The sequence below is a fragment of the Pedobacter sp. UBA4863 genome, assembly GCF_002399615.1.
GTDB lineage: Bacteria > Bacteroidota > Bacteroidia > Sphingobacteriales > Sphingobacteriaceae > Pedobacter.
On sequence record NZ_DHDZ01000017.1, the window covers coordinates 25440 to 49701 of the forward strand.

Genomic DNA, 24262 nt, shown 5'->3' on the forward strand with positions numbered 1-24262 from the left:
GTTATTTTATATTAGCTACCTAATTATACTTTAAAAATTTTAATTTTAACAATTAGTGAAAGAACAATAATGAACCGTTTTTTATTTCTTATTCTCATTTGTTGCTTAGTTGTTAAACTTAAGGCCCAAGAGCAGGTTGATGAGGCTTTGGCCTATCAATACTACCAACAAGCCGATTACGAAAAGGCGGCGTTATTGCTTGAAAAAATCTTTAACAAAACAAGAAACGACAGCTACTTTGAGCTTTATTACACTTCGTTGCTTAAAATAAAAAAGTATGACGAAGCGGAAACTCTAGTAAAAAAACTAATGAGGCAATTCCCTCAAAAACTAAACTATCAGATTGCATTGGGCAGAGTTTATCAGGAAAATGGTAAAACTGCCGAAGCCAATAAAATTTACACTGCTGCCATACAAAGCGCACCTAAAAACGAATTTCAGTTTAGGGAGCTGGCCAATTCTTTCTATAGATTTGAGGCTTACGATATGGCGGCAAATGCCTTTTTACAGGGCAGGAAAATTTTGGGAGACGAACAGCTTTTTACTTTCGAACTATTAAGCATCTATCGTTTTAGGAAAGACAAGCCCGCCTTAATTAACGAATACCTTAACGCCTTGTCCGTTCATCCTCAGTTAATGTCTCAAGCACAAAGTGTATTGGCCAATTTGTTCGACACCAATAACGATTATCAGCTGCTACAATTTGCATTGTTAAAAAAAATACAGAAAGAACCCCAAAACGAACTATTTACCGAATTATTAATTTGGCAATACATACAGCAGCAAGAATACGAAATGGCCCTACGCCAACTCATAGCACAAGACCGCCGTACCAAAACTACTGCAAATTTGGTTTTTAATACTGCCAATACTTTTGTTGCCAACAAGGCATTTGCTACGGCGGTTAAAGCTTATGAATACCTGCTGGCCAAAGGTCCAACACATGAGCTTTACCTTCCTGCTAAAATACAGCTAATTAATACTAAGTATGAATTGGCCATGCAAGGTAAAATAGATCAAATAGCCATTAAAGCATTGGCCGACGAATTTTCTCAAGTAATTGCCGAATATGGGATTAGCGGACAAACTGTGTTTGCGTTAAAAAAGCTATCTTATCTACAAGCTTATTACCTAAATAATTTGCCCGAAGCCGAAAAAACCTTAGAACAGGCTTTAAAAATTACAGGCTTGCCCGCTACAGAAATTGGACAGTTAAAAATAGATTTAGGCGACATTTATGTTTTAAATAAACAGCCTTGGGAAGCCGTACTTATTTACGAACAGGTGGCCAAACAATATGAAAATTTGTCAATTGCCAGCGATGCCCGTTTCCGTTCGGCAAGGCTATCGTTTTACCAGGGTAACTTTAAATTTGCAAAATCGCAAGCCGATGTGCTAAAAGCCTCTACTTCGCAGTTAATGGCCAACGATGCCATTAATCTTAGCCTACTAATTTCTGACAATCTACAAACCAAAAACGACAGTTTAGCTCTAATGATGTATGCCGATGCCGAGATGCTCCAGTTTGTTAACAATCCTATAGGAGCGTTAAAAAAATTAGACAGCATTTCCATTACTTTTCCAAACAATAGCTTAGCCGATGATATTTTAATGGCCAAGGCTAAGATTTTTATCAAAGAAAATGATTTCGTTAAAGCCGAAGAAAACTTAAAGCAGCTAATTGTTACCTACACTAATAGTATTTGGATAGATGATGCCATTTTTATATTGGCCGGTTTATACGAGCACAAACTGAACAATACCGTTGAGGCTAGAAAGCTGTACCAACAATTAATTACCGATTTTCCGGGCAGCATGCTTACCACCGAAGCCAGAAAAAGATATCGGAATATCCGCGGAGATAATACAGGTACTTAATGTATCTTTGCAACATGTTATTATACAACGTAACCGTAATTATGGAAGAACCCATTGCTGCCGATTGGCTACAATGGATGAAAACAACGCAAATCCCAACGGTGATGGCAACAGACTGTTTTGTTTCTTACCGACTTTTAAAGATTATGGATTCGCCAAACGAAGGCCTAAGCTATTGTGTGCAGTTTATTTCGGAAAACGAAGCTAAACATGAAGAATTTAGAAATTTGCACGAACAGCAATTTACGGCCGAAATGTACACTAAATATCCAAATCAATTGGTTTCGTTTAGTACATTAATGGAATTTGTAGGATAAATTCTATCACGATAAAAAAACACAATGACTTTTACCGCCACGCCAATAAAAGACCTTTTTGTAATAGAACCTAAATTATGGAAAGACAGCAGAGGTTATTTTTACGAAAGTTTTAGCCAGAAAGCCTTTGCCGAAGCTGGTATTAACGCAACCTTTGTGCAAGACAATCAATCTTTTTCGCAAAAAGGGACATTAAGGGGGCTACATGCACAAGCAGCGCCATTTGCGCAAGGTAAATTAGTTAGGGTAATACAAGGCGCTGTGGTAGATATTGTTGTTGATATTAGAAAGAACTCCGCCACTTACGGGCAACATTTTGCGGTGGAGTTAAGCGGCGAAAACCATAAGCAACTTTGGGTACCCCCAGGCTTTTTGCATGGCTTTTTAACCTTAACAGATGATACCATTTTTACCTACAAGGTAACCAATTATTATGACAAAGATTCGGAAATTGGTGTAATTTGGAACGACCCCATATTAAATATTGATTGGGCAGCTTACTTAGACCCCAGCGAGTTTTTACTATCGGATAAAGATCTGGTACTAAACGATTTTAGCTCATTAAAATCTCCGTTTTAAATAATTGTACCGCCATCGAACGTATGTGAGAAATCTATGAACTAAGCACTTCTAATTCACAGACTTCTCCTCGTTCCTCGTCGAAATGATGGCGCAATTACTGCTTAATCAAATTATACAGTTCATCCAATTTTGGCGAAAGCACAATTTCAATTCTACGGTTTTTACTTCTTCCATCTGCGTTAGCATTATCTGCCAAAGGCTGAAACTCCCCTTTTCCGGTAGCTGTCATTCTTACGCTCTCTACTTTTTGTTCATCTGTTAAAAAACGAACTACCGAGGTAGAACGCAATACACTTAAATCCCAGTTATCTTTAATTTGTCCTAAATTGCTAATACGTTGCGAATCGGTATGGCCTTCTACTGCAATATTAATATCGGGCTGTTGCTTTAAAACCTGTGCCAATTGCGTTAAGGCTTGCTTGCCTTTTTCATCAATAATGATACTTCCCGATGGAAACAACAGCTTATCAGTTAACGAAACATAAACTTTACCGTCTTTTACCTCAACAGTTAAGCCACTTTTTGTAAAGCCCAACAATGCCTCTTGTAATTTTTCTCTTAACTTATTGGTAGCCTCATCGCGTTTACGCAACACTTCTTCTACTTCTTTTAGGCGTTGCTCTCTTTTAGCCAAATCGCCAGTTAACTTATTAATTTCCGAAGAGCTATTACTTCTCAGTTTTGTATAATTTGCATCTAAGTCGCTATATCTTTCGTTAAGCACAGCCAATTTACTATTCAACTCGGCGGTATCTGCTTGTAAACGTTTAATACGTTGCGCTAAGCTTTCATTGTTCAACTGCGATTCGTTCCAGCCCATATTTAATGAATCTTGCTTAGCCAAAAGAGATTTATAGCGCTTTGTAGAAAGCACCACGCAAGAGCTTAATGTGGCTGCCAATAAGAATAATGCTATAAAAAGGTTGAATTTCTTCATGTGTGTGTCTAATTTTTATTTAATGATTAACTGCTTTACGCAAAAATAAGATGAAAGGCTGAATAGTTTTAAAAGCATTCACCAACTTTTCAACGATATTTTTTTCATAAAATTCTTTTTCATTTAAAGGATAGATAGAAATAAAGCTTTTCAGTTTTAGGTAATCAATCATCGGATGATCAATTTCGTAGCCTTTTGGTGCTTTCTTCAACGTATCTTCGGTGCTTAGCGAAAAAACAGCTCGATATGTTTTATCGTTTATTATCGTTAAAAATTCTTCGCCGCTATAGTCTAATTCTTCTCTTATGCTTTTAAGAACCTTGCTTTCGGGCATCCAAAAACCTGCGCCAAAAAAACAATTCCCGGGTTCTAGATGCAGGTAGTAACTTGGAGTAGTTGGACCATAACCTTTTACGTCAAAAGCTATTCCATAGTTTTTCTTGTATGGTGCTTTATTAGGGCTAAAGCGGATATCCCTATAAATCCTCAACAAACATTTCTTGGGCGCTGTATCTGCAGAAAAAGATGGATCTATAGCCGAAAACTCCTTAATTAATGGTGCAATAAACGTAAATAAATCGTTCTTGGCGTTTTCGTACAAATGTTTGTTTTTTGCAAACCATTCCCTATTATTATTTGCTGTCAATTCTCTAAGAAAATCGAATGTTGATTTTTTAAGCATAACAAAATCTTACAAATGGCAATTTTAGCCAATGTAGCAATAATATATCTTTTAATAAAAAACTGAGATTTGCAATTAGGCTACTTTGGTCGTATTTTTTTTACGGTATTTTAGGTACCATAGCGCACCTACACATGTAAATAACAAGTAAGGAATAGCCAACAAATATAAAATACCCGTATTTAAACCTGTACCTTGGGTGTTTCCATTTTTTACCGACATCTCGGCATTTGCAGAACACATAGAACATTGGGCTTGTGCTTTGGGCTGCATAGCTACCATTATGGTAAAGAAAAGCAATATGGCCAATACTTTTTTCATTGTATAAAGGTAAGTTACTTAATAGCTATTTACAATTTAATGTGTATAATATGGCGATATCATGAGATAAACTACCACGCCCGTTACGGCTACATACAACCACAATGGAAAGGCAATTTTGGCGATTTTACGATGTTTGTCAAACCGTTGCGCCAATGCCCTAACATAGGTAACCAACACCAAGGGAATAATTACAATAGAGAGGCAAATATGTGTAATGAGTATGAAGTAATAAGCATATCTGATAGCTCCTTCACCGCCAAATTTGGTAGAATCTGATGTCATGTGGTAAGCCACGTACATCCCTAAAAACAATACCGACAAAACAACAGCAAACTTCATTAACCCCTCGTGCAACGAACGTTTACCATTTTTAATAGCCCAAAATGCAGTAACAAGAACTATGGCAGTTAAACCATTTATAGAGGCATATATCGGAGGCAGGAAACCTAAAGGCTCAACATCGTAACCTAACTTTCTTAAATTAACGCCAAATAAGGCCGCTACTACTAAAGGAATTGTTATCGAAAGTATCCAAATCCATTTATTATATTTCTGTTCTACTGCGTTTTTCATTTGCATTAATGTTGATTGCTTACGTCCTAATTATCTTCCGTCTTTTATATTTCTCAGCTCTTCGGCAATTAAAACCTTAATCTCATCATCAAGTTTAGAAAGTGCTTCTTTATTGCTTGCTTCATAAAACCCTCTAATCCTATGCTTCGTATCTAACAATACTATTTTATCACTGTAAATAATCTTACGTTCGGTAGCTGTGCTTTGGTTTATGGCATCGAGTAAAAGCGAGTGTTTTACCAGCTTATTAATCATAGTGGTGTCTCCCGACAATAAATCCCATTTATTGGGTGCTGCATTTATCTGTTTCGAAAATGCAGCTAATGTAGCTTGGTCGTCTAATTCGTCAACACTTACGCTGGCCAAATGTACCATTGTATTTTTTTGATATAGTTTATTAAACCCTTGCATGGTTTTAATTGCCATTTTAGCACCTTCAGATTTAACATTGGTGTAGAAGAGGTTTAATACCACTACTTTCCCTTGCCAGCTTGCTAAGGTTACTGTATCGCCATTTTGGTTTTGAAGCTCAAAATGATCAACTATGTGGTAAATGGTATCTGCAACTTTTTTCCCTTTTACAGAATGAAAAGTTCCAGAAAGCGTTTTAGGCCCAAAAAAAGGCAATGGCCTGTACCTGTTTTTACCCTGATCCTGTAGTAAATAATATAAAAATCCTGGCACGAGTAATATCGTTGCCAGGATTAATATTTTATAAATCTTTTTATTATTAGAACTTGCGTTCATTATTATTTGTTTGGATATATCGGATGCTCATGAAGGTGTGTTGACAAGAAATCTCCTTCTATCAACATCAATACAATGAAATAAACAATAAATATAAACACTATTGAACAAGTAATAATAAAGCTCTTTTTTTCAAATTTTAAGTGCATAAAGAATGCAACGATGTAGTATGCTTTAATTAAAGTAAGTACAACGTAAAATGCATAAAGTGCTGGTCCTTTAGTTACTATTTGCCAATGGTGTACAAAGCCCAAAGCCACTAAAAACTCTATGGCCGTAATAAATAAAAGAATACCAAATACTTGCCAAATGCGCTTAACTCCCATGCCTTCGCCATGTGCGTGAGCATCTAATGTATGATCGTGATGTGCCATTATCTTAAATAAATATTATCTGTAATTAAATCAAATAGAAGAAGGTAAATACGAATACCCACACTAAATCTACAAAGTGCCAGTATAAACCAACTTTTTCAATCATTAAGTAGCTTCCTCTTTTTTGGAAGGTATTGTTTAACACCATACATAAAATAATGATGTTTAAAATAATACCAATGGTTACGTGAAAACCGTGAAAACCTGTAATGGTAAAGAATAAGTTAGCGAACTGTAAGGCTGCTGTATAAGAAATATCGTTGGTAAAATAAGGTTGCAGTGCGGCAGAAATAGCGGCCGGATCTGTTAAGCCTGTAGCTGGGTTTTTACCGAACCAGAAACCAAGGTGATGTAGGTGAGTCCATTCTAAAGCCTGACAGCCTACGAAAGCCATACCACCCAAAATAGTCCACACCATCCATTTTACCACTTCCTTTTTCGAGTTACGGTGTCCGGCCTCTACCGCCAATACCATAGTAACCGAAGACATGATTAAAATAAATGTCATGATACCCACAAATACTAGAGGTTGTCCAGAATCTGCTAAGCCCGGGATAGATTGAAATATTTTATCTGCGTCAATCCACGTTGGTTGAGCAAACTTTTGTGCACCATAATAGATCAAGAATGATGAAAAGGTAAATGCGTCTGACACTAAGAAAAACCACATCATTATTTTCCCATACTCTATCGACCATGGTTCGCGACCACCGGCCCACTGTGTGGTTTTAACTTCGTCTAATTTCGATAATGAATCCATTTAATAATTAGTATAATAGTTTGTTAAAAAATTAACTGTTCAAAAGTAAAAAAACATACAGATATATCCATAATATATCTATAAAATGCCAGAATATTGAGGTAATGTCTTGTCTGTACTCGGCTACCTCCTGCGAAACGTTGTTGTAGTTGCCTAACAAACTACTGATTACAAACGCCAAACCCGCCACAATGTGTAATAAGTGAAAGCCAGAAATGATATAAATCATTGAAATTGCGGCATTATTATTTACTAATACTGCTCCGGTTTGGTAAAGGCTTGTCCAGCCTTGAAACTGTAAGACACCGAAAATTACGCCAAGTACTAAGGTTATCCATAAAAACAATCGCTGTTGGTTGGCCTTTCCTCTTTTTAATGCTCTTGCTGCAAGAAAAAGACAAATGCTGCTTATTACCAAAACTACTGTGCTATAAGTAAAAACTTCTGGTAATACCAAGCCATGCCCTTTGCCTTTTGAGGCCATGAAAACTAAATAATAACTCGTCCATCCACCAAACATAATGGTTGATGATACCACGAACAACCAAACCACAAATTTTTTAGATTTAAGGCTAATCGAGGTTTCTTCTTCTTGTTGTATTGTACTCACCATCTTTATACTACTAAATCAAACAATAAAATTAACTGAACCAATGGGATGTAAAAGAAAGAGCAGAACATTACCTTTCTGGCACTTGCTAAATCTTGTTTCACTACCAGTTGATAGGCATACCAACTGAACAGTAATCCCAAAATAATTGACGCCCCAGCAATATAGTAACCACCAAACCCATAAAATGTAGGCAATAAACTCACCGGAATTAAAATTAGCGTACTTACAAAAGTAAATAAAGCACTGCCTTTATCCCGTTTTTTTGTGGGCAATAACCTAAATCCTGCTTTATTATAATCTTCATCTAATACCCAAGCAATTGACCAAAAATGTGGAAACTGCCATACAAACTGTATCAAGAATAAGATAAGCGCAATCTGTAAATCAACCTGTGGACTATCTTTAGGTAAAACAAACTGTATGCCTTCGTTTCCTAAACCTGCAAAATAACCGATAAGTGGCGGCAAGGCACCTGGTATAGCTCCAACAAAAACTGCAATTGGCGATTTACGCTTTAAAGGTGTATAAGCAAAGGCATATAATAAAATAGAAAAAACAGATAGAAGTCCGGTTTCTAGATTTAATTTACCTAGCAACCAAGTACCAACTATGCCCATTACCAAACCAGAAACCAACCCTTGCCCAGTAGTCATTCTTCCAGCTGGCATTGGTCTATCTTTAGTTCTAGTCATTAACTTATCTAGATCTACCTCTATAATCTCGTTAAAACAATTTGCCGCTCCGGTAACTAAAAAACCGCCAACAATCAAAATTAACCAATTCTCCCAGTTAATCCACTCTATCATATCTCTGGAGATTTGAATTCGTTGTGCTATTAAAAAAGTAATAGACGCCGAAAACACCACCAAGAATGTTAGTCTGAATTTTATAAGTTTAGAAAAATCTGAAAAAAACTGTTTCAATCTTTAATCTTTATGCTGATTTATAAGTTTTAGCCCTATAAACCAACAGGTATAAATAATATTGCACGCTAAACATTATCATCGAAAATAAAATATGGATAGCTTGTGCATAAGGTGGCATTCCTAAATAGGATAATAATAGTCCCGAGAGCACTTGGACAACCAATACTATCATTAAGTAATTTGCCATAATTAATGGCAATGCTTTTCCGCTAAAACGGTCAATTACCATTTTATATACAATAAAATTACTAATGGCAACTATTATAGCCATATCTCTATGGTAAACAAACATATCGCCTACTTTGCTTACCCAAGTGTTTCGTCCGTTGTATTGCAATGATTTCGCAATCATATCAATGGCTTCTCTAACTTCGGTACCTATTACAATTTGAAGTATAGAAATAGCGATGGTAAAGAACAAAAAGCCTTTTAACCACGCCACACGATACATAATTACCGTAGGTTCTTTATATAGCTGTTTTGCGTAATTATAGGTATAAATTAATATGGCCAAAATTACCAACGCCAACAACATATGAATAGTAACTACCCATTGTGTTAAATTAGTAGAAACCACAATAGAGCCTAACCAAGCTTGATAAAATGTTACCCCTATATTTAAGAAGCTTAAAACAATTATCCGCTTTGCCTTTTGCTTATACGCAAAAGAATATATTGCCGTTAAAAGCAACAATATGCCCAAGGCAGCCCCGGTAAGTCTATTAACATATTCGGTCCAGGTTTTTGCTGCATTAAACTCTTCGTGCTCAAGTATCGACTTGTCTTTTCTAAGACTATCGGCCAACTCGTGCTTGCCCATACTTTCCAAGTACTTGGCAAAATTTTCGTTCTTCTTCTTGCGTCCTTCTATATACTTACTTTCATAATCTGCTGGCAGTTGAGCCGCAGAAGTAGGTGGGATGTATTGGTCGAAACACTTAGGCCAGTCTGGGCAACCCATTCCCGAACCTGTGCTACGAACCACTCCGCCTGCCAAGATAACTACCAAAGTAGCTATAATTGCAATTAAGTTTATTCTGATAAATCTATTTTCAGATTTAGCATTCATTGACGTTTGATAGATTATAAAATAAGGTACCTGTAAATGTTAATACACTTAGCAGATACCTTATTACATGTTTTTTTACAAAGTTTTGCTTAGTGCTTATTCTTGCACTGGCTTATTTACAGCTTCCCATTCTCTCTGTATGCGCTCGCCTTCTTCATTGCCTTCAAAATCATGTGGCAAGTTAGAGCTCATTGTTTGTGAGAAAGGAACATTTTGACCTATAAAATCTTCTTCGGCACCTGGCTTACTATAATCGTAAGGCCAACGATAAACAGTTGGTATTTCGCCCGGCCAGTTACCATGTAAGCGTTCTACAGGTGTAGTCCACTCTAAAGTATTTGCTTGCCAAGGGTTCTGTGTTGCTTTTTTACCTTTAAAAATAGAATAGAAAAAGTTAAACAAGAAAGCAATTTGTGCTAAGGCTGCAATAATTGCCGACCATGTTACTAAAATATTTACGGTAATCCATTTATCCATAAATTCAAATTCGGTAAATGCGTAATAACGACGCGGCACACCATCTAAACCTATAAAGTGTAATGGGAAGAAAACCAAATAAGCACAAATAAAGGTTACCCAAAAGTGCAAGTAAGCCAACTTCACATCCATCATTCTACCAAACATTTTAGGAAACCAGTGGTAAACACCAGCCAACATACCAAATATAGCAGCGGCACCCATTACCAAGTGGAAGTGAGCCACTACGAAATAAGTATCGTGTAAGTTAATATCTAATGATGCGTTACCTAACCAAATACCTGTAACACCACCTGATATGAAGAAAGACACCATACCAATTGCGAATAACATACCTGGGGTAAAACGGATATTTCCACGCCATAAAGTAGCTAACCAGTTAAATGTTTTTACTGCCGATGGTACCGCAATAATTAACGTAGTAATCATAAACACACCACCTAAGAACGGATTCATACCTGTTACAAACATGTGGTGGCCCCATACGATAAGTGAAAGTACAGTGATACCAATTAACGAGTAAACCATGGCATGGTAACCGAAGATAGGCTTTCTAGAGTTAACGGCTATAATCTCAGAAGAAAGTCCCATTGCAGGCATAATAACGATATATACCTCAGGGTGTCCTAAGAACCAGAACAAGTGTTGCCATAAAATTGGCGACCCACCTTCGTTTGATAATATTTCTGTTCCGAAAACAATGTCAGACAAATAGAAACTTGTTCCAAAGCTACGGTCGAAAATTAGCAATACTACCCCAGCAACTAACACAGGGAAAGATAAAATACCTAAGATAGCAGTAAGGAAGAACGCCCATATAGTTAAAGGCATTTTCCAAAGGCTCATACCTTTGGTACGCATATTTAATATAGTACTCACATAGTTGATACCACCCATTAATGAAGATGCTACAAACAGGATCATACTAATTAACCACAAGGTCATACCCAAACCTGAGCCTGGCATTGCCTTAGGCACTGCAGATAAAGGTGGGTAAACGGTCCATCCGGCACTTGCGGGTCCTGTTTGGATAAAGAAAGACCCCATCATGATTACACAAGCTACAAAAAAGAACCAGTATGATAACATGTTCATGAATGGAGATGCCATATCTCTAGCACCAACTTGCAAAGGAATTAAAAGGTTACTAAAAGTACCACTTAAGCCTGCCGTTAATACAAAGAATACCATAATGGTACCGTGTATGGTTACCAACGCCAAGAAAAAGTCTGGTTTAATTCTTCCTCCTTCAGCCCATTTACCTAAAAATGTTTCCAATAAAGGAAAGCTTTTGTCTGGCCAAGCAAGCTGTATCCTAAATAAAATAGACAGGAGCATTGCTATAACTGCCATGATGATACCAGTTATCAAAAACTGCTTGGCAATCATTTTATGGTCTTGACTAAATACATACTTAGTCAAAAACGTTTCATGGTGATGGCCATGTCCATGATCGTCGTGGTGTGTATCGTGTAATGATATTGTTGACATAATAAGGTTTTTCCAGTATTATTATTTTTTTAAAGCTAATTGGTTTTTCACATCTAATTCTACCTTAGCGGCAGTTGTTGCTGTAGTATCTTTAACAGCAGGTGCTGCCTCTACAGAAACAGGTAAATTAAATGCTTTTCTCAGATCATCAGTTAAATAAGGATGTTGAGCTGCTAACCACTCTTTGTATTCACCCTCGCTAACTACTCTCACATTTTTTTGCATATTAAAGTGGTTGGTACCACAAATTTTAGAACACAACAAAATGTAGTTAAACTTCGGATCGTTGGTTTTAGTTCTCATTTCCTCAGTAGTAATTGTTGGGGTAAATTCGAAATAAGAAGTCATACCAGGTACCGTATTTAGCTGTACCCTAAAGTGAGGCATATAAAAACTATGAATAACATCCTTACTAGATAAAATAAAACGCACCGGTTTGTTAACAGGAAGTACAATTTCATCAGCAAGTAAGTCATCAATGCTGTTTTTATCATTAAAATCTATACCTAAGCCATTGATAGCTGTAGTTAATTTGTAGTTTCTTTTACCAACAACAGCATCTGGTCCCGGATAGCGAATATCCCATAAAAACTGAGATGAGGTTACCTCTATACTAATGGCTCTATTTTTAGGGTCTTCAGCTTTGTAAAAAATAGATCTCCAAGTAAAAAAGCCCATCAACACCAAGTAGGTTAAAACAATAGCCGGTACAATTGTCCAGATACGCTCTATAGTATTGTTGTGAGGATAATAATAAGCTCTTCTATTTTTATTATATCTATATACATAAGTAAAGATAAATAGCACAATATGGGTTAAAATAAACACAAGTGTGGTAACCCATAAAGTTACATTAAACATCTCGTCTATTTTCTTACCATGTTCTGATGCTGCTTCGGGCAAAATCATTTTACCATGCACCGAGTACTCCCAATAAACACCGTATAATCCTACTATTAAAAATAGCACAAATATTACAGCATTTATGGTGTTCCAATTTATTCCTTCTGGCTTATCTTGAGTTTCGCGGGTAAGCTCATATACTTTTAGGGCCTTCCCTATAATTGCAATGAACAAACACAAAAGTAAAAACAACAAAACATAAAAAGCTGTCGTTTTGTGTACTTTGGCCATATCTACTGCTTTGGTAGTAGCGGTAGCGGCGTCTTGAGCAAAGGCATTAACACTAGAGCACATTATAAATAATGCTGCCAATGCTGCCATTGTTTTATTAACTATTAATTTTCTTAAGCTCATTTTCTTTAAAAGTAGTACGATGTACTGTTTTATATTAATGTTTATCTGTAACCTATTGACTACAAATGATGGTGTAAACTTTCTTGTAAAAATGGGTGGTTTTTTGCCAATAAGGGCTTCTTGCTCAAAGCATTTAATACTGTATAAGTAAACAAACCAACAAATCCAATTGCAATACCAATCTCTAAAACTCCAAATCCACTTCCACTCTTAGTACCAAACTCAAACACACCTGGCATAATCATTTGATAATAATCAACCCAGTGGCCACATACCACAACAATAGATACCACCAATAATATATTCTCGCTTCTCTTACTATCACGATCCATTAACAATAATAGTGGCGCTAAAAAGTTTAGTACCAAGTTAAGGTAAAACCAAAACTCATAGCTATTGAAACGTTTGTGGAAATATACGGTCTCTTCAGACATATTCGCATAGTAAATCAATAAGAACTGAGCAAACCAAACGTAAGTCCAAAAGATAGAGAAACCGAAAATAAATTGGCCTAAATTATGTAAGTGGCTATTGTTAACCCAGCTCATGTAACCAGCTTTTCTTAACAAAATAATAACAATTGCAATAATTGCTAAACAGCTAACCCACATTGCAGCAAAGTTGTACCAACCAAACATAGTTGAAAACCAGTGTGCCTCTATAGACATAATAGTATCAAAAGCAAAAACAGGCGTAGTAAATCCGTAGATTACTAAAAAGATACAAGAGTATTTAAAGCTTTTACGATAAGATGCTAAACCTCCTGATAAATCTTCATTGTATGACCACTTGGTTATAAAATGTGCAAATATGGCATAAGAGCCCAAAAACACGAACTGTCTTGTTAAAAAGAACGGTATGTTTAAGAACACGGCCTTACCCGCAATTAGCTTATCGTATTTCTCGCCACCCTCTACCAATAATGCAGGATCTGCCCAGTGGTGATAAAGATTATGCGTAAACAAGCCCGCAACAATAATTCCTATTAAGATTATAGATGCTAAGGTTAAATTTTTTGCCATTGCTTGTGGCACACGTAATATTGATGCAGACCAACCTGCTTGTGCAACAAATTGTACTGCCAGAAAAAAGGCAGCAGACATACATACACATGCAAAGTAATAGCCCATCAGTAAAAGATTGGCATAAGTACGCTCGTGTGTAACATGATCAGTATTAAGGAATAATCCATAAACTATTGTTGCAATACCAATAACGATACCAACAATACTAAGGATTTTTGTTCTCCCTGTAAACTCAAATTGTTCACTTAAATTATAATGATGAGTTCCCATTTATATCTGCTTTTCTTATTGTATTTTTTGTAATTGTTGAACATACATCACTACTTTCCATCTTTCTTCTGGGCTAAGTTGTGAAGCATGAGATCCCATTGCATTTAAACCATACATAATAGTATGATAAATCTTTCCAGCTGCCATATCTTGTGTTAGTCCACCGCGAGATGAGTTTGCATCGGCACCATGGAAAGCGGGCACGCCCGAAATACCTTTATCTAATTTTACGATATGACCTTGGCCATCACCTTTTTCTCCGTGGCAAGGTGAGCAGAAAACGGTATAAAGATGTTTTCCTTCTACCAAATTCTTTTCTGTTAATGCCAATGGGTTTACCAATGCTACAGAAGCTTCGTATCCTTCTTTCGTGTTAGGATACTCATATCTGATATAATCAACCGGCTTTGTATTTGCTGGTGGAGTTTGTGATGTAGCTCCGTTAGCAAAGTTTTTATTGGGCTGGTCTTGATTGTAAGCAATCGGATCATACATGTTCCTTGCAAATTCTAAACCTGTGCTTTTATTATTATTACAGGCCGAAAGCATTGCCACGGAAGCCAGTACGCTAAATGCTCCTAAAACAATTCTATTCTTATTCATAGCTAAGATACTTCCTTTCATTATGTTTAACTTCTAAAGCACCTGCTCCTTTTAAAAGTTCGTCAATTTTTTCGTGTTCAGTATTTTGCTTCGCATCAATAGCGATGATGAAACGATCATCAGTTGCACGTAAATCCATTACTCTTGGCGCTCTTCCTGGAAACAAGTGGGTAGAGGCATAATAAGAACCTACTAAACCAAATGCGCAGAATAGAATAGTTAACTCGAAAGTAATTGGAATAAAGTCTGGTAAAGCAAAATGCGTTTTACCACCAATGTTTACTGGCCAATCTACCACTGTAGCTAAATAAACTCCAGTAAGCATGGTTATTGTACCCGTAATTCCGAAAAAGAAAGCGGCAACATCTAATCTAGATCTTTTAACGCCTAATTTCGCTTCGATACCGTGAATAGGCATAGGTGTATAAACATCATAAATAGAGATGTTGTTTTCCTGCAATTTCTCGATGCCATGTAGCATTTCATCAGGATCACCAAAACTGCCTAAAATATATTTGATATTACTCATTGTTATATTTTTGCGTATTCTTCTTGTTTAACACTATCAAATTTCTCTAAAGACTCTACATACTCTGCTACGTGTTCTTTATCTAGAGAACCTTCTTTAATTAATTTCATTTTAGACTGCTCACTTGCAGTTTTTAATATCATTTTAACCTCTGCAATAGCAATAGAAGGCAATACTCTTAAGAACAATAGGAATAAGGTAAAGAATACACCTATTGAGCCAACAAACACGCCCACATCTACCCAAGTTGGATAGAACATTGTCCAGCTTGATGGTAGGTAATCACGGTGTAATGAAGTTACGATAATTACGAAACGCTCGAACCACATACCGATATTTACCACGATTGATAAAATCCAAGTTGCGGTAATGCTTAAACGAACCTTTTTGAACCACAACAACTGCGGAGAGATTACGTTACAAGTCATCATCATCCAGTATGCCCACCAGTAAGGCCCGGTAGCACGGTTAATGAAAGCGTACTGCTCATATTGCGAACCAGAATACCAAGCAATGAAGAACTCTGTTAAATAAGCCACACCTACAATCGAACCTGTTAAGATGATAATCTTGTTCATTGATTCGATGTGGAACATGGTGATGTAATTTTCCAATCCTAATACTTTACGTACTACCAACATTAAAGTTAATACCATCGCAAAACCTGAGAAAATTGCGCCCGCAACGAAGTAAGGAGGGAAAATGGTGGTGTGCCATCCCGGAATTACCGAAGTTGCAAAGTCCATGGATACAATGGTGTGTACCGAAAGTACCAATGGTGTAGAGATACCTGCTAAGATTAACGATACCGCCTCAAAACGTTGCCAAGTTTTTACGCTACCTGTCCAACCGAATGAGAAAACTGTATATACTTTTTTACGAAAGCCTGTTGCTCTATCTCTAATTGTCGCGATATCTGGCAACAAACCTGTGTACCAGAATAATAATGATACAGAGAAATAAGTTGAGATCGCAAACATATCCCATACCAATGGTGAGTTAAAGTTTACCCAAAGTGAACCAAATTGATTTGGTAAAGGTAATACCCAATAAGCTAACCATGGACGGCCCATGTGTGATACAACGTATGTAGCGGCACAAATAACGGCGAAAATTGTCATCGCCTCTGCCGAACGGTTGATCGAATTACGCCAGTTCTGGCGGAAGAGTAATAATACGGCTGAAATTAATGTTCCGGCGTGACCAATACCTACCCACCATACGAAACCGGTGATATCCCATGCCCAACCTACTGTTTTATTTAATCCCCAAGCACCAATACCAAACCAAAACGTATAGCCTACAGATACTACCCAAAGTGTAGCTCCGCAAAGTGCAAGGATAAATCCGATCCACCACGCCTTGTTAGGTTTGTTTTCTACCGGCGACAGGATTTCTTTCGTAATTTGTGCATACGTAATATCCTTGCCGGTAATTAATGGTTCTCTTAAAATTGATTCGCTATGTCCTGACATAATTTATATTGCTGTAAGTAAAGCCTAAGCGTGTACTTCTTTTGTTGTTGAATCTATATTTCTAATCTTAGTCATGTAACCAATACCTGGCTCAACGTTAATCTCTTCTAATACGTAGTAAGTACGCTCGCTACGTAGGGCTTTAGAAACTTCCGAGTTAGGATCGTTTTTATCGCCGAAGATAATTGCGTTTGCAGAACAAGCTTGTTGACAAGCCATTTTGATATCGCCATCTTGCAATGCACGTTTTTCTAATTTGGCAGTTAGCTTACCTGCTTGGATACGTTGGATACACATTGAACATTTCTCCATTACACCACGTGAACGTGTAGAAACATCTGGGTTTAATACCAATTGCGTAAACTCATTGTTCAAGTAGTTATCAAAACGCGAATCGTTCCAGTAGTTAAACCAGTTAAAACGACGCACTTTGTATGGACAGTTGTTTGCACAGTAACGTGTACCTACACAACGGTTGTAAGCCATGTGGTTTAAGCCGTCTGAAGAGTGTACCGTTGCCAATACCGGACATACTGTTTCGCATGGAGCGTGATCACAATGTTGACATAACATTGGTTGGTGTACCACAGAAACATTCTCTAGGTTATCTAAATGAGCAATTTCTTTCTCCTCTGTTACCGCACCTTGTTGCTCATCATTAAAGCTATAATAACGGTCGATACGTAACCAGTGCATTTCGCGACGACGGCGAACCTCGTCTTTACCAACCACTGGAATATTGTTTTCTACGTTACAAGCAACTATACATGAACCACAACCTGTACAAGCATTCAAATCAATTGCCATTACCCAGTTGTTACCCAACATTTCGTGCTTATCGGTAGTCCACAAATCGTAAACTTTGTGCTTGTGGTGGTTACCCGAACCAGCTGCTGGATCTTTTAAGAAATCCTTGAAGCTAGCTTCACGTACGATATTTCTACCTTCGAAAGAGTAGTGCGTTTGTGTTTGGGCTAATTCTTCCCAACGGCCAGTACCAGTTAAAGTAGCCGTAGTAGCATATTTTAATGTACCATTAGCATAAGTTACAAATGGGAAAGCATTTTTACCTACGTTGTTACCTGCTTTACCTGTTTTAGTACGTCCGTACCCTAACGCTACAGAAGCTGTACCCATGGCTTGTCCTGGTTGGAACAATACAGGTAAATCTACCGAGTAACCGCTTTCAGACTTGATATTTACGACATCAAATTCTTTATAGCCTAATTTTTCGGCTTGGCGAGGGTTTAAAGCTACATAGTTATCCCAAGTTACTTTGGTAACCGGACAAGGCAACTCCTGTAAGAATGCGTTGTTAGCTTGTTTACCATCACGCATCGGAATGCTTTCGAAAATTTGAAGCTCAATATCTTTCTTCAACGCTTTGCTGCTAACTACGATAGCCGCTGCAACTGCATCTAAAGCTAAAGTGAAACCATAGCTACCTGCTGTTCGAGGCGCAGTAGCGATTACACCTGTTTGTAATACATCTTCCCAAGTTTTACCTGTTGCTGGCAATACATTTTTCTCCCAATAGTTACGCACATATTGGTAGTAATCTTGTACTGGTGCATCGGCCCAAGTTAATAAGCTTTGCTCTGCCTGGCGAGAGTTGAAAACTGGATTGATTGTAGGTTGAACGATGGTATAGTAACCTTCGTATGTATTTGCATCGCCCCAAGCTTCTAAGTAGTTAGGCGTAATAGCCACTACATCAGAAAGGTCGGCAGTTTCATCTTCTCTATCAGAGAAAGAAACTTTTAATGCCACTTTAGCTAAACCATCAGTAAAAGCTTTTGCATTAATGGCATCGTAAGCAGGGTTAGCGTTCAAGAAGAACACAGCGCCTACCTCACCTTTGTTCATTTCGTCAACTAATAATGCAAATTCAGCATCATTACCTTCGTAACGCTTACAAGGGTTATCTAAATCGATAGTAGTACCGTAGCTGCCAATAGCCACGTTAATTGCATTTACTAAAGTTTGCACAGAAACATCGTTAGAGCCAGCTACTACCACTGCTTTACCTTTGTTCTGTAATAATTCTTTAGCTACTAATTTAATTGCTTTGTCTGCATTAGTGTTATCTGGCAAACCAGCACCTGATAAGCTGGCACCTGTAATTGCGTTGTATAAAGCGATTAGTGCAGGCCCCTCTTCTGATAGTTTTAAAGCAATACGAGTATCAGCGTTGGTACCTGTTAAACTCATACCAGCTTCAAACTGGAAGTGACGAGACATTTTCTTTTTCTCTAACGATTTGTAATCTCTGTTAGAAGTATATTGGGCAGTAAATTCTTCTCCGCTAATCCAAGTTCCTAAGAAATCGGCTGCAAAGCTTACAATTAAGTCTGCTTTTTCGAAATTGTACTTTGGCAACACCGCTTTACCGAAGCTGTTTTCGTTAGCTTTGATAATACCAGTGTAAGAAACTGGATCGTATTGAACCAATTTAGTGGTAGGGTATTTCGCTGCAAACTCAGCAACTACCGCCTTAGCCGAAGGACTGTTTAAAGAACTTGCTACCACACGGATTTGTTTACCCGAAGCTTGTACTTTATTCAACTCACCTTTAACGAATTTATCCAAATCGGCCCAAGTAGTTTCCTCTTTCTTTAATAAAGGAGTTTTAAGCTTAGATACATCGTACAAGTCTAAAACTGAAGCTTGCGCTTGTGCATCGGTACCACGATTAAAAGCACCTGCATTAGGGTTCGCCTCAATTTTAATTGGACGGCCTACCACAGTTTTAACCATTACACTGTTTCCTTTAAAACTAGAAACGTAAAAGTTAGGAATACCTGGAGTTACCTCTTCTGGCCTAACTAGGTAAGGAATAGATTTGTGTACCGGTGCTTTTTGACACGCAGCTAAAGTTACAGCTCCTAAACCAAAACCTAGTGCCTTTAAAAAGTCACGGCGTGGGGTAACTGTACTTAATCCTGCCTCACTTAAAACATCTTCTATTGGAAGCGGCACGGCAAATTCGCTTTTGTTGTTGTCAACAAACTCGGGAGTTTTGTTCAACTCCTCCAAACCTTTCCAGTATTTTTTGTTGCTTTCCATTTAAGCTATATTACTGTTTATCGAACGTTCTTAAAAAACTCTATTTATTAATAATGGCACTTACCACACTCTAAACCACCCAATAATGCTGGTGTAATTTTCTCACCTTTTTTAATTTTCTCGTGGGCAGCAATTACGTTAGCATAAAATGCATCACCTTTTTTGCTAGAAATATCAGCCTCTTTATGGCAATTGATACACCATTTCATAGTTAAAGGAGAATATTGGTAAACTTCTTCCATGGTGTTAACCGGGCCGTGACAAGCGAAACAAACTGGATCGTTAGGATTTAATCCTGCTTGTTTACGGATAGCATCTTCACCTACAACAACGTGTTGCGAGTGGTTAAAGTAAGCTAAATCTGGCAAGTTATGTACACGTACCCACTCAACAGGCTTCTCTTTTGTTTTATCGTAAGTTTGTGTATCCGGATTATAACCTAAAGCGCTATATATTTTTTGAATTTCTGGAGAGATCAATCCGTCTTCTGTTCTTGCCTGTACGTTTTTATGGCAGTTCATACAAACGTTAAGCGAAGGGATAGAGGCATTTTTAGATTTAAACGCTCCAGAGTGACAGTACTGACAATCGATCTGATTAATACCAGCGTGCAATTCGTGAGAGAATTTAATAGGTTGAGTTGGCTGATAGCCAGTATGAACACCCGTATTCCACATGCCCATCCATCCGAAAGAACCTAGAACCACCACTAAACACAGCACGGTAAAGAATACAAATTTCTTGTTTTTAAACAATCCTTTTAGGCCAGTAGCCAAAGAAACGTTCTCTTCCTCAACAATATCAATACCTTGTTTTTCTAGGATTAAACGCTCTAGCATCTTTACGGCTCTACCTAAAACCACCAACACCAAGATAGCTAATACAATAATAGCGATTACCCCAGCAATAGAAAGACCAGAAACACCTTCATCTGCAACAGGCGCACCAGCTTCGGCAGCTTTTTTAGGCTCACCTACCTTAGCATACGCAATGATGTTTTTAATTTGATCATCAGTCAACGTAGGGAAAGCAGTCATCTCTGAAGGAGAGAATTTAGCGGCCTCGATTGCTTGCTTATTTCCAGAAGCAATTAAAGCTTGGTTGTTTTTAATCCAAGGAATTAAAAACGCCTCATCTAACTCGTTCACTTTTGGAGTTAAAGCCGGCCCTGTCCCATCATGGTCTAAGGCGTGGCAAGACGCACATTTAGACTTGAACAAAGTCCTTCCCTCTACAACATCCTGCGCTTTCGATACAGTTACAGTCAAAAAAGATAGTACAGCCAATATAAACGTTGCTTTTCTAAATTTTTTAAGTCCGAATGAGATATTCCTCATAATGAGTATTTTATGCTTTATTTTGAAATAAAATTGTTAACCTGAGGGTGAATGAGAATTCACCGCTCAGTAATAATTGGACAAAAGTAAGCTTTATTAGTATATCAATGACACATTAATGACAATGAAATGTAATTTATAACCATTCTAAATTACTATATTTTTCTTGGCTTATAGTAATAAAATCGGCGATTTTTCAAGAAATCACCGACTATAATACAGTTGCTTTTAAGTCCTTATATTTTGATTTTTGGTTATTGCTTTAATACCCAAGCAAAGATAAGCGGAGCCACGATAGTCGCATCGCTCTCTACAATAAATTTAGGGGTATTGATATCTAACTTACCCCATGTAATTTTCTCATTTGGAACAGCTCCCGAATAAGAACCATATGAGGTAGTCGAATCAGAAATTTGGCAGAAATAGCTCCAAAAAGGAATGTTTTCCATCTCCATGTCTTGATAAAGCATTGGCACTACGCAAATAGGGAAATCGCCTGCAATACCGCCACCAATTTGAAAGAAACCAATTCCTTTACCAGCAGAATTAGCAATATACCAATCGGCTAACCAGCCCATATACTCTATACCGCTTTTCATGGTAGTTGCTTTTACTTCCTTTTTCATCACATACGAAGCAAAAATATTTCCCATTGTAGAATCTTCCCATCCTGGCACTACAATTGGCAAATTCTTTTCAGCAGCGGCCAACATCCATGAGTTTTTAGGATCAATTTCATAGTACTGTTCCAAATCGCCACTCAATAACATCTTATACATAAATTCATGTGGAAAAAAACGTTCGCCTGCGGTATCAGCATCTTTCCAAATTTTGTAGATGTGCTTTTGTAACCTACGGAAAGCTTCTTCTTCCGGAATACAAGTATCAGTAACGCGGTTATAGTGGTTTTCTAACAAATCCCACTCATCTTGCGGACTTAAATCGCGATAGTTAGGTACGCGCTTATAGTGCGAATGAGCAACAAGATTCATGATATCTTCTTCTAGGTTAGCCCCAGTGCAGGAAATAATCGAAACTTTATCTTGTCTAATCATTTCTGCTAAAGAAATACCTAATTCTGCGGTACTCATCGCTCCTGCTAGGGTAATCATCATTTTACCCCCTTCATCTAAATGCGTTTCGTAACCTTTAGCTGCATCCATCATTGCCGCCGCATTAAAATGGAGATAATTAGTCTCCATGAATTTTGATATTGGTCCTCTGTTAGTACTCATTTTATATTCATTTTGTTTTCGCCGCAAAAATACAAATGATTTATGATTTTAGGCTTACGATTTACGATTTGGCACAAAACCTTGAACAGTGGCTGTTTTAAGTCGAAAAGGCTTGCCGTTTTACCACAATAATAAAATATGTAGTTTTGCTTAAAATCTCTTATTCATGAACTCAAATCCTTCAGATTTAAGCAAAACGAATGCAACTGTATTTCCTATTTTGTTTGCCTTAAGCTTCTCTCACCTCTTAAACGACACCATACAATCTTTAATTCCGGCCATTTACCCACTTGTTAAGGCTTCTTATCATCTTACTTTTTCACAGATTGGACTAATTACACTTACTTTTCAATTAGCGGCATCCCTATTTCAGCCGTTTGTTGGTCGCTATACCGACAAAAAACCACAGCCTTATTCTTTAGCCATAGGCATGGGCTTTACTTTAACCGGCCTGGTTACCCTCTCGTTGGCCAACAGCTTTCCTCTCCTCTTATTTTCCGTTGCTTTAGTAGGCACAGGCTCTTCTATCTTCCATCCGGAGGCTTCAAGAATGGCTCATGCCGCATCTGGCGGAAGAAAAGGCTTGGCGCAATCAGTTTTCCAGTTAGGAGGAAATTTTGGCAGTTCTATTGGCCCATTGTTAGCCGCATGGATCATTGTTCCCAAAGGACAATTTAGTGTAATTTGGTTTTCGGCAATTGCTTTGTTAGCCATTACGGTGCTAAGCTACGTGGGCAAGTGGTACAAAAACTACCTTATTAATCGCGAAACGAAAAAAAGTATTTCCGCTACAGAAACCCATCAACTTTCGAGAAAGACAGTAATATCGGCCATTGTGATTTTATTAGTGCTAATTTTTTCAAAGTACTTTTACATGGCAAGCTTAACCAGCTATTTCACTTTTTATTTGATAGATAAATTCCATGTATCGGTACAAACTTCGCAAATTTATCTGTTTGTATTTTTGTTCTCGGTTGCTGCGGGAACTTTGTTGGGCGGGCCAATTGGCGATAGAATTGGACGCAAATATGTAATTTGGGCATCTATCTTGGGTGCGGCACCATTTGCGCTATTATTACCCCACGCAAATTTATTTTGGACAGGCGTTTTAGTTGTCCCTATCGGGATAATTTTGGCGTCGGCATTTTCGGCTATCCTTGTATATGCGCAAGAGTTAATTCCGGGCAAAGTAGGCTTAGTTGCCGGCCTTTTCTTTGGTTTTGCCTTTGGCATGGGCGGATTGGGCTCGGCCCTAATAGGCAACCTTGCAGACAAAACCAGCATCAACTATGTTTTTAACATTTGTGCTTATTTACCATTAATAGGTATGATAACTGTATTTTTACCAAATATTAGCACCACCAAAAAAATAAAGTAAAAGCTTAAATTTTATGGGTATTGGCAAACTGAATTAACTCGGCAGTGCCTTGCAAATTTAGTTTGCGGTAAATATTTTTTCGATGTGTTTCTATGGTGTACAAACTTAAAAAGGTATTTGCGGCGATTTCCTTATTGCTATTTCCGGCTTTAACCAGTTTAATAATTTTAATTTCTCTTGGAGATAGCTTGAACTTTTCGGCGAAACAAGTAGTCGAAGACTACCTGTTGAAAAACTATAGCCTACGCAGTAACGATCGCGACTTTTAGAATAAAGGATATAAACATAGAACATTAACCCGTAGTGTATTATCAATAAAACAATAAATAGTTGATAT

At 37.5% G+C, this 24262-nt stretch carries 23 protein-coding genes and 1 pseudogene; 4 read left to right on the plus strand and 20 right to left on the minus strand.

The features are described 5' to 3' along the window. The first annotated feature begins 69 nt into the window (after positions 1–69). From B3I52_RS02835 to rfbC, 3 genes are read left to right on the plus strand one after another with little or no spacing between them, the layout of a single operon-like run. The gene (locus tag B3I52_RS02835; protein ID WP_293298455.1) at positions 70–1878 is read left to right on the plus strand and encodes a tetratricopeptide repeat protein; all 1809 of its coding nucleotides are present in this window, start codon (positions 70–72) and stop codon (positions 1876–1878) included. Between the two features lie 14 nt (positions 1879–1892). Further along, positions 1893–2195 carry a DUF4286 family protein gene (locus tag B3I52_RS02840; protein WP_293298457.1) on the plus strand — a complete coding sequence of 101 codons (303 nt, stop codon included), beginning with the start codon at positions 1893–1895 and terminating at the stop codon, positions 2193–2195. A 24-nt stretch (positions 2196–2219) separates the two neighbouring features. Continuing rightward, positions 2220–2774: a dTDP-4-dehydrorhamnose 3,5-epimerase gene (gene rfbC / locus B3I52_RS02845; protein ID WP_293298460.1), complete on the plus strand. Its 555-nt coding sequence runs from the start codon at positions 2220–2222 to the stop codon at positions 2772–2774. Positions 2775–2871: 97 nt separating this feature from the next. Here the strand turns inward: rfbC and B3I52_RS02850 are convergent, their stop codons facing one another. From B3I52_RS02850 to B3I52_RS02940, 19 genes are all read right to left on the minus strand, one after another. Continuing rightward, a complete protein-coding gene (locus tag B3I52_RS02850; protein ID WP_293298463.1) occupies positions 2872–3714 on the minus strand; it encodes an OmpA/MotB family protein in 843 nt (280 codons plus the stop codon). Between the two features lie 19 nt (positions 3715–3733). Next, entirely contained in the window at positions 3734–4396 is a 663-nt protein-coding gene (locus B3I52_RS02855) for a DUF2461 domain-containing protein (RefSeq protein ID WP_293298466.1), read from the minus strand. Between the two features lie 75 nt (positions 4397–4471). Beyond that, positions 4472–4717, minus strand: a complete 246-nt coding sequence (locus tag B3I52_RS02860; protein WP_293298468.1) for a hypothetical protein — start codon at positions 4715–4717, stop codon at positions 4472–4474. Positions 4718–4753: 36 nt separating this feature from the next. Continuing rightward, positions 4754–5293 (minus strand): DUF420 domain-containing protein, encoded by a 540-nt coding sequence (locus B3I52_RS02865; protein ID WP_293298472.1) that lies wholly within the window; start codon positions 5291–5293, stop codon positions 4754–4756. Between the two features lie 30 nt (positions 5294–5323). Then, positions 5324–6040: an SCO family protein gene (locus tag B3I52_RS02870; RefSeq protein ID WP_293298474.1), complete on the minus strand. Its 717-nt coding sequence runs from the start codon at positions 6038–6040 to the stop codon at positions 5324–5326. Between the two features lie 2 nt (positions 6041–6042). After that, positions 6043–6414, minus strand: coding sequence for a cytochrome C oxidase subunit IV family protein (locus tag B3I52_RS02875; protein WP_293298477.1), 372 nt, complete (start codon positions 6412–6414; stop codon positions 6043–6045). A 25-nt stretch (positions 6415–6439) separates the two neighbouring features. Further along, a complete protein-coding gene (locus B3I52_RS02880) occupies positions 6440–7174 on the minus strand; it encodes a cytochrome c oxidase subunit 3 (RefSeq protein WP_293298480.1) in 735 nt (244 codons plus the stop codon). Positions 7175–7205: 31 nt separating this feature from the next. After that, a complete protein-coding gene (locus B3I52_RS02885) occupies positions 7206–7787 on the minus strand; it encodes a cytochrome c oxidase subunit 3 (RefSeq protein ID WP_293298483.1) in 582 nt (193 codons plus the stop codon). Between the two features lie 2 nt (positions 7788–7789). Continuing rightward, entirely contained in the window at positions 7790–8710 is a 921-nt protein-coding gene (cyoE, locus tag B3I52_RS02890; protein WP_293298486.1) for a heme o synthase, read from the minus strand. A 10-nt stretch (positions 8711–8720) separates the two neighbouring features. Next, on the minus strand, positions 8721–9782 hold the full coding sequence (locus B3I52_RS02895) for a COX15/CtaA family protein (RefSeq protein ID WP_293298489.1): 1062 nt from the start codon (positions 9780–9782) through the stop codon (positions 8721–8723). Positions 9783–9878: 96 nt separating this feature from the next. Next, positions 9879–11750 (minus strand): cytochrome c oxidase subunit I, encoded by a 1872-nt coding sequence (locus tag B3I52_RS02900; RefSeq protein ID WP_293298492.1) that lies wholly within the window; start codon positions 11748–11750, stop codon positions 9879–9881. 21 nt (positions 11751–11771) lie between these two features. Continuing rightward, complete coding sequence (locus B3I52_RS02905; protein ID WP_293298495.1) at positions 11772–13007, minus strand: cytochrome c oxidase subunit II; 1236 nt, start codon at positions 13005–13007, stop codon at positions 11772–11774. Positions 13008–13066: 59 nt separating this feature from the next. After that, positions 13067–14302: a quinol:cytochrome C oxidoreductase gene (locus B3I52_RS02910; RefSeq protein WP_293298498.1), complete on the minus strand. Its 1236-nt coding sequence runs from the start codon at positions 14300–14302 to the stop codon at positions 13067–13069. Between the two features lie 15 nt (positions 14303–14317). Further along, entirely contained in the window at positions 14318–14905 is a 588-nt protein-coding gene (locus B3I52_RS02915) for a c-type cytochrome (protein WP_293298501.1), read from the minus strand. Further along, positions 14898–15434, minus strand: a complete 537-nt coding sequence (locus tag B3I52_RS02920) for a DUF3341 domain-containing protein (protein ID WP_293298503.1) — start codon at positions 15432–15434, stop codon at positions 14898–14900. Before B3I52_RS02920 ends, B3I52_RS02915 begins: the two co-directional genes overlap by 8 nt. Positions 15435–15436: 2 nt before the next feature. Then, positions 15437–16909 (minus strand): NrfD/PsrC family molybdoenzyme membrane anchor subunit, encoded by a 1473-nt coding sequence (nrfD, locus tag B3I52_RS02925; RefSeq protein ID WP_293298506.1) that lies wholly within the window; start codon positions 16907–16909, stop codon positions 15437–15439. A 24-nt stretch (positions 16910–16933) separates the two neighbouring features. Further along, positions 16934–19975, minus strand: coding sequence for a TAT-variant-translocated molybdopterin oxidoreductase (locus B3I52_RS02930; RefSeq protein WP_293298509.1), 3042 nt, complete (start codon positions 19973–19975; stop codon positions 16934–16936). A 47-nt stretch (positions 19976–20022) separates the two neighbouring features. After that, on the minus strand, positions 20023–21312 hold the full coding sequence (locus B3I52_RS02935; RefSeq protein ID WP_293298512.1) for a c-type cytochrome: 1290 nt from the start codon (positions 21310–21312) through the stop codon (positions 20023–20025). 254 nt (positions 21313–21566) lie between these two features. Beyond that, positions 21567–22547, minus strand: coding sequence for a deoxyhypusine synthase family protein (locus B3I52_RS02940; protein ID WP_293298515.1), 981 nt, complete (start codon positions 22545–22547; stop codon positions 21567–21569). Positions 22548–22713: 166 nt separating this feature from the next. On the opposite strand from B3I52_RS02940, the gene B3I52_RS02945 reads away from it, so the two are divergent. After that, complete coding sequence (locus B3I52_RS02945; protein WP_293298518.1) at positions 22714–23925, plus strand: MFS transporter; 1212 nt, start codon at positions 22714–22716, stop codon at positions 23923–23925. 4 nt (positions 23926–23929) lie between these two features. On the opposite strand, the pseudogene B3I52_RS15900 reads toward B3I52_RS02945, so the two are convergent. After that, positions 23930–24100: pseudogene (locus B3I52_RS15900) on the minus strand (response regulator transcription factor); the annotation flags it as partial. Positions 24101–24262: the final 162 nt, after the last annotated feature.

What these genes read in the sequence shown, in the direction of transcription:
- B3I52_RS02910 (WP_293298498.1), bottom strand. Translation starts at nt 14,302, where the DNA reads ATGGGAACTCATCATTATAATTTAAGTGAACAATTTGAGTTTACAGGG.
- B3I52_RS02945 (WP_293298518.1), top strand. Translation starts at nt 22,714, where the DNA reads ATGAACTCAAATCCTTCAGATTTAAGCAAAACGAATGCAACTGTATTT.
- B3I52_RS02835 (WP_293298455.1), top strand. Translation starts at nt 70, where the DNA reads ATGAACCGTTTTTTATTTCTTATTCTCATTTGTTGCTTAGTTGTTAAA.
- B3I52_RS02905 (WP_293298495.1), bottom strand. Translation starts at nt 13,007, where the DNA reads ATGAGCTTAAGAAAATTAATAGTTAATAAAACAATGGCAGCATTGGCA.
- B3I52_RS02865 (WP_293298472.1), bottom strand. Translation starts at nt 5,293, where the DNA reads ATGAAAAACGCAGTAGAACAGAAATATAATAAATGGATTTGGATACTT.
- B3I52_RS02900 (WP_293298492.1), bottom strand. Translation starts at nt 11,750, where the DNA reads ATGTCAACAATATCATTACACGATACACACCACGACGATCATGGACAT.
- B3I52_RS02855 (WP_293298466.1), bottom strand. Translation starts at nt 4,396, where the DNA reads ATGCTTAAAAAATCAACATTCGATTTTCTTAGAGAATTGACAGCAAAT.
- B3I52_RS02920 (WP_293298503.1), bottom strand. Translation starts at nt 15,434, where the DNA reads ATGAGTAATATCAAATATATTTTAGGCAGTTTTGGTGATCCTGATGAA.
- B3I52_RS02915 (WP_293298501.1), bottom strand. Translation starts at nt 14,905, where the DNA reads ATGAATAAGAATAGAATTGTTTTAGGAGCATTTAGCGTACTGGCTTCC.
- B3I52_RS02870 (WP_293298474.1), bottom strand. Translation starts at nt 6,040, where the DNA reads ATGAACGCAAGTTCTAATAATAAAAAGATTTATAAAATATTAATCCTG.
- B3I52_RS02840 (WP_293298457.1), top strand. Translation starts at nt 1,893, where the DNA reads ATGTTATTATACAACGTAACCGTAATTATGGAAGAACCCATTGCTGCC.
- B3I52_RS02885 (WP_293298483.1), bottom strand. Translation starts at nt 7,787, where the DNA reads ATGGTGAGTACAATACAACAAGAAGAAGAAACCTCGATTAGCCTTAAA.
- B3I52_RS02935 (WP_293298512.1), bottom strand. Translation starts at nt 21,312, where the DNA reads ATGAGGAATATCTCATTCGGACTTAAAAAATTTAGAAAAGCAACGTTT.
- rfbC (WP_293298460.1), top strand. Translation starts at nt 2,220, where the DNA reads ATGACTTTTACCGCCACGCCAATAAAAGACCTTTTTGTAATAGAACCT.
- B3I52_RS02850 (WP_293298463.1), bottom strand. Translation starts at nt 3,714, where the DNA reads ATGAAGAAATTCAACCTTTTTATAGCATTATTCTTATTGGCAGCCACA.
- B3I52_RS02940 (WP_293298515.1), bottom strand. Translation starts at nt 22,547, where the DNA reads ATGAGTACTAACAGAGGACCAATATCAAAATTCATGGAGACTAATTAT.
- nrfD (WP_293298506.1), bottom strand. Translation starts at nt 16,909, where the DNA reads ATGTCAGGACATAGCGAATCAATTTTAAGAGAACCATTAATTACCGGC.
- B3I52_RS02860 (WP_293298468.1), bottom strand. Translation starts at nt 4,717, where the DNA reads ATGAAAAAAGTATTGGCCATATTGCTTTTCTTTACCATAATGGTAGCT.
- B3I52_RS02895 (WP_293298489.1), bottom strand. Translation starts at nt 9,782, where the DNA reads ATGAATGCTAAATCTGAAAATAGATTTATCAGAATAAACTTAATTGCA.
- B3I52_RS02880 (WP_293298480.1), bottom strand. Translation starts at nt 7,174, where the DNA reads ATGGATTCATTATCGAAATTAGACGAAGTTAAAACCACACAGTGGGCC.
- B3I52_RS02875 (WP_293298477.1), bottom strand. Translation starts at nt 6,414, where the DNA reads ATGGCACATCACGATCATACATTAGATGCTCACGCACATGGCGAAGGC.
- B3I52_RS02930 (WP_293298509.1), bottom strand. Translation starts at nt 19,975, where the DNA reads ATGGAAAGCAACAAAAAATACTGGAAAGGTTTGGAGGAGTTGAACAAA.